We start from the raw sequence: 343 nt of genomic DNA, 5'->3' as shown, positions 1-343 counted from the left end.
CCTCTTGGGCAAAGGGTACCGTGTTGGTAAAGCTGAGTGGGTTGGGGATGGCAGAGGTGCCGGATTCGGCATCGTCCTCCGTAAGGTAGTAGGATACCATATACTGTACAGGGTCAAGGCCGTCGAGTACCTCGCTGTCCTTGAGCGTTAAATTGAACTGGGCATAGCCGTCGCCGGAGGCGTCGTCGCACACTTCCAATGCCGTAGGCTCCTCAAGCTGTGGCGTCGGGTGCACCACAAGGGCCAGCTCAACGATCGTCGCACAGTCCGTGGCGATCGTGGCGCTCTCCACGCGCACATAGAGGATCTGGTCATTGGCCACAATATTGTTGTAGGGGCTAGA

At 57.7% G+C, this 343-nt stretch carries 1 protein-coding gene; it reads right to left on the bottom strand.

Annotated elements, in window-relative coordinates:
- Window positions 1-343 (bottom strand): hypothetical protein (locus ZA05_RS18280; RefSeq protein WP_197276028.1); only part of this gene is annotated, 343 nt, incomplete at both ends.

The organism is Mangrovimonas sp. TPBH4, assembly GCF_001280505.1.
GTDB lineage: Bacteria > Bacteroidota > Bacteroidia > Flavobacteriales > Flavobacteriaceae > Mangrovimonas_A.
This window is presented reverse-complemented; position numbering and strand designations above follow the sequence as displayed.